Annotated in this window: 6 protein-coding genes; 4 read left to right on the forward strand and 2 right to left on the reverse strand. The window is 45.7% G+C overall.

The genetic code is table 11. The features are described from left to right. The coding region (locus AC4E7D_RS10585; protein WP_490173766.1) for a sodium:solute symporter family transporter at positions 1 to 674 on the forward strand (674 nt) is incomplete at its 5' end. 50 nt (positions 675 to 724) lie between these two features. Here AC4E7D_RS10585 and AC4E7D_RS10590 read toward each other — a convergent pair. Both AC4E7D_RS10590 and AC4E7D_RS10595 read right to left on the reverse strand, forming a co-directional pair. Then, positions 725 to 1567, reverse strand: coding sequence for a DUF2911 domain-containing protein (locus tag AC4E7D_RS10590; RefSeq protein WP_490173767.1), 843 nt, complete (start codon positions 1565 to 1567; stop codon positions 725 to 727). Between the two features lie 90 nt (positions 1568 to 1657). After that, positions 1658 to 2803 (reverse strand): hypothetical protein, encoded by a 1146-nt coding sequence (locus AC4E7D_RS10595; RefSeq protein WP_490173768.1) that lies wholly within the window; start codon positions 2801 to 2803, stop codon positions 1658 to 1660. Positions 2804 to 2970: 167 nt separating this feature from the next. Between AC4E7D_RS10595 and AC4E7D_RS10600 the strand changes: the two genes are divergently transcribed. From AC4E7D_RS10600 to AC4E7D_RS10610, 3 genes are all read left to right on the forward strand, one after another. Further along, the gene (locus AC4E7D_RS10600) at positions 2971 to 3468 is read left to right on the forward strand and encodes an SRPBCC family protein (RefSeq protein ID WP_490173769.1); all 498 of its coding nucleotides are present in this window, start codon (positions 2971 to 2973) and stop codon (positions 3466 to 3468) included. A gap of 2 nt (positions 3469 to 3470) precedes the next feature. Further along, positions 3471 to 4163 carry an SDR family NAD(P)-dependent oxidoreductase gene (locus AC4E7D_RS10605; RefSeq protein WP_490173770.1) on the forward strand — a complete coding sequence of 231 codons (693 nt, stop codon included), beginning with the start codon at positions 3471 to 3473 and terminating at the stop codon, positions 4161 to 4163. Next, positions 4163 to 4557: deoxyribodipyrimidine photo-lyase (locus tag AC4E7D_RS10610; protein ID WP_490173771.1), on the forward strand; the 395-nt coding region annotated here is incomplete at its 3' end. The genes AC4E7D_RS10605 and AC4E7D_RS10610, both read left to right, overlap by 1 nt.

Genomic DNA, 4557 nt, shown 5'->3' on the forward strand with positions numbered 1-4557 from the left:
CCGAAGCTTTGGGCATGAGCACGGGTTCGGCCACCATGGAGGCAAAACAGCAAATCCTCACCATCAACCAGAAAGAACGCACCAACCGGGAAGCCGCGAAAGAGTTGATCCAACAGGCCGATTCATCCGTGGAAACCAATGATAAGGATTATGTCTTTATTCATTTTATCCTCAATTACCTTCCTACTGGCCTCATTGGCCTGTTGCTTGCCGTCATCCTTTCAGCAGCCATGTCGTCTACGGCTTCTGAACTCAATGCGCTGGGAACGATAACGGCCTTAGACTTGTACAAACGCAACAAAAAAGGCGCATTTACCCCCAAACATTTCGTGCTTGTTTCCAAGGGATTTACGCTGCTTTGGGGGATCATCGCTATTGTTATCGCATGTGTAGCGGATCTATTTGACAATCTCATACAACTCGTAAATATTATTGGTTCCATTTTCTATGGAAATGTTCTGGGAATATTCCTGTTGGCCTTTTTCTTTAAGATGGTTAAAGGCAACGCCGTATTCATCGCTGCACTGATCACCCAGGTCATTGTTATCATCGGCTTTAGTCTGGATTGGATGTCCTACCTGTGGCTCAATGCCTTTGGCTGCGGTCTGGTGATCCTGCTTGCGTTCCTCTTGGAAATTTTTGACCGATTGCACAATCCCCCGATAGAGGCATAAAAAAACCCGGAAGCAATGCCCTCCGGGTTGTTTGTATTCTTCAGGTGCTCTTACATGGCGCCCCATTCTTTAAGGGAATCCATATTCATTTTAACGTAGTCAGCATTGTTGGCTGCTTTGGCTGCCGCAAGTGACTTTTTCGCTGCTTTTATAGCGCCTTCTTTATCTCCCATTTTGGCGTATATCAGTGACTGTTGGCGACTCATCCAGAAGGCGTTTTCGTTCATAGAAACGGCCTTATCTATCCAGACTTTGGCCTGGTTCAGGTCCATATCTTCCTGCAGGTAATAGAGGGCAGCAGAAAAGTAATCGTTAGCGGATGGTCCGCCCATCGTCGCCTCGATACTACTTTTAGCCTTGGCTTTTGTGGGTACTTCAAAAGGTACTGCCACATATGTTTTTTCCCACATCATACCCAGGTTTGCCCCGTTGTTAGACAAATCATCAATGGTCATAGTGAAGGTCTGAACATCTTCGGGCATGGTGTATACAGGTACATTTACCTGGGCAGCAATCTTGGTTTCATCCCAGGTAGCAGGGGTTCCTCCGCCTCCGGTTTCTGTGTAAAAGTAAACATCCCAACTGGCACTTCCCGGTTTGGTGAAAATGGCATATGTGCCTGCTTTTAGGGCAGTTCCCCCTACAGTAACATCATCCCCAAAAGTGATTTTTGTCCGGGCGTTAGCACCGGTTCTCCAGATCTTATCAAAAGGTACCAGGTCACCGAAAATGGTGCGCCCCCTCATGGATGGCCGGGAATATTCCAGGGTAACATCAGTTAACCCTACAACCTGATGCAATTTCGAAAATGGGCTCGGTTGTGGTGTGGAGATTTGTCCCTGCAGGCTAAAACAGAAGGCAAAGACAGCTAAAATAAGCAGTGATTTTTTCATGATAAAAGGTTTACGTGTTCTACACAAAGCTAAAGATTAAGGCAGGTGATAATTGTTAAGAAATCCTTAAATAACTGCCTGAATCAGAGCTCAATCAAGGAAGAAAGGGGTTCCGATCTGACTACCCTGCAGGTGCAGGATCAAATAATAAATAGAACTACTTAAAGGAGATACATCTATGGTAGTTTCCCTTGCACGGTCACCAGAGAGAAAGGCTACACGTTGACCAGACAGGTCAAAAATTTCCCATCTCAGGATTTCCTGATCTGGTTGCAATGTGAACTCCAGGGACTTCGTGCCAAAAGGAACATAAAAAGATAATTGTGGAGTATTCTCTTCATTTCCGGTTCCATCATCCTCTGGCGGTTCTTCAGAAACGTCATCCGTAGTGAGTACGAACAGGGAGGTGTTGAGGTTTAATGGAGGGTTGTTACTGCTAAAAACTTCTGAAGAAAGGTAATAGCTATTCTCACCAGCTACAGTGATCGCTTCCATTTGGGCAAATCCAGTTGTGAGGCTATACCTGGTTCCGTTGCCCGTCAGTACAAATGGCACGGGCAGGTCACTTATTCTGTAGAGGAAAGGTTGCAACAGGGAACTGTACCCGACGAGGTAAATGACATTCGCTTCGGGATTAAACACACTACCAGTAACCAGGCCATTCACGGCTGAACTACCTACTGGTGTTGCAATATGATCCCCGGGTTGTTTTGGCAGGACGTAGGCGACGGTGCCCAAAGACTGCCATTGTTTGGTAAAAATGATCAATTGATCCCCGTAGCAAAGCAGGGCCTCCGCATCCCAATCACTGTTATTCTGCGGTGTGAAATCGGTCTGGTCAGCGTAACTAAAGCGGATGATTTCAGCAGTGACCTCAGATGCCTGATCCAGGTCAGCTAGTGCAATCCTGTAGATTAGTAAGTCCTGGCGTTCTCCCCTGTTATTGCCAATATCTCCGATGTAAAGGTAGGTATCGTCTCTTGACAGGTCTTCCCAGTCCACGTTTTGCGCATTGTTGATCCGGATGGTCCTGGTAACCGCTAAAGTAAGGGTGTCTATTTCGTAGATTTCAGCGGCATTTCCGGAATCGTTATGGGTATACAGCTTATTGTTGTAGTAGGCCAATCCGGAGGTCTCCTGTACCTGTTCTGGCAGGGTGCCCAACAAAGCAACCTCCACCTGAGCATGCAGAATAGTGCTGAATAAAAAGCCTATTATTAGTGCAACCCCTCGCATATTTCCGATATTAAGAAACAGGAAAAGGTACAAATTCAGGGGGATTATCGACAGAAATTCGACCAGTATCCCTGAAAATAGGCCAGTTGACATATTCTTTAATTTTGTTTAACAGATATTAATTTTTGATTAAACAAAAATGATCCTACCTTTGTTAAAACTCAAGAATGAAAATCTATACCCTTCATGCCAGACAATATCTGCCCATATCGGCTGAAAAGGCCTGGGAGTTCTTATCCAACCCGGCTAACCTGAAGGTGATTACCCCGGAACATATGGGGTTCGTAATACACTCAGGGGCAGACCGGCCAATGTATGCCGGGCAGGTAATACAGTACACTGTCTCTCCTTTTCCCGGATTTACTACAAAATGGGTAACTGAAATCACCCATGTAGAGGAGGGTTCTTATTTTGTCGATGAACAGCGCTTTGGTCCTTATAGTTTGTGGCATCACAAGCATTTTATTAAAGGAGTAGAGAACGGGGTGGAAATGGAAGACCTGATCCACTATAAATTACCACTGGGATGGCTGGGAAGGTTGGCCCACCCCATCCTGGTAAAAAAACAATTAAAAACAATATTTTCTTATCGGGAAAGCAAGCTGACCGAACTTTTTGGAACGCTGCCCGGTACTTCTTCTGAACTTAATTTCAATTCCTTCTGACTATGAAAAAGAACATTCTATTAATTGGTGGGTCCTACGGGATTGGCCATGCCCTGGCCAGCAAGCTTCAGGCCGACCATAACCTTTTTATCGCATCGCGCAGCAATGAAGGCCTGTCTGGAATGAATGCAACTCATCTTCCTTTTGATGCTGCTTCGGAAAGCCTGGATCTTTCCGCACTTCCAGAGGAACTTCATGGCTTTGTGTATTGTCCAGGAAGCATTAACCTGAAACCTTTCAAGATGATGGGCACCGATACATTTAAAGAGGACATGCAACTCAATTTTTTCAATATGGTAGCCGTTGTTAAAGACATTATGCCCAGAATGGCCGATGGTGGGAGTATGGTGTTTTTCAGTACGGTAGCTGTAGGGACTGGGATGCCCTTCCATACCAGTGTAGCTGCTGCGAAAGGTGCCGTGGAAGGTTTTGCAAAATCACTTGCGGCGGAATATGCCCCGAAAGTACGTTGTAATGTTATCGCCCCTTCTTTGGTAGATACCCCCTTGGCGTCTCGCCTGCTGAATAACGACAGGAAACGTGAAATGATGGCCAGCAGGCATCCGCTTAAGAGAGTTGGGGAGGCCGATGACATCGCTGCTGCAGCTGAATTCCTGTTGTCTGATAAAAGCAGTTGGATGACCGGGCAAATAGTCGGAATAGACGGAGGACTCTCTACCCTTAATGTAAACTAATGGAAAAAGGACTGTCGGTTTTTTGGTTTCGCAGGGACTTACGCCTGGAAGATAATGCCGGGCTTTTTGCCGCACTGGAATCAGGCCATCCGGTACTTCCTATTTTTATTTTTGATACGGAAATCCTGGAGGCCTTACCCAAAGACGATGCCCGCGTAAACTTTATATATCAACAACTCCAGGAGATGCGGGAAAGGCTGGAAAGGGAGCAAAACAGGTCCCTTGCCATATTTTATGGCAAGCCGATATCCGTATTTAAAGAACTCCTGGACAGCCATCCGGTAAAAGCAGTGTATACCAATGAGGACTATGAACCCTATGCAATAAAACGGGACAAAAATGTAGCAAATTTTCTCAAAGAACAGGATATTCCATTCCACCTCAAAAAAGATCA

The sequence above is a fragment of the Lentiprolixibacter sp. genome, from assembly GCF_982873095.1.

Bases quoted from the DNA above. Each gene is read 5' to 3' on its own strand.
- AC4E7D_RS10590 (WP_490173767.1), bottom strand. From the start codon at position 1,567: ATGAAAAAATCACTGCTTATTTTAGCTGTCTTTGCCTTCTGTTTTAGC.
- AC4E7D_RS10595 (WP_490173768.1), bottom strand. From the start codon at position 2,803: ATGCGAGGGGTTGCACTAATAATAGGCTTTTTATTCAGCACTATTCTG.
- AC4E7D_RS10600 (WP_490173769.1), top strand. From the start codon at position 2,971: ATGAAAATCTATACCCTTCATGCCAGACAATATCTGCCCATATCGGCT.
- AC4E7D_RS10605 (WP_490173770.1), top strand. From the start codon at position 3,471: ATGAAAAAGAACATTCTATTAATTGGTGGGTCCTACGGGATTGGCCAT.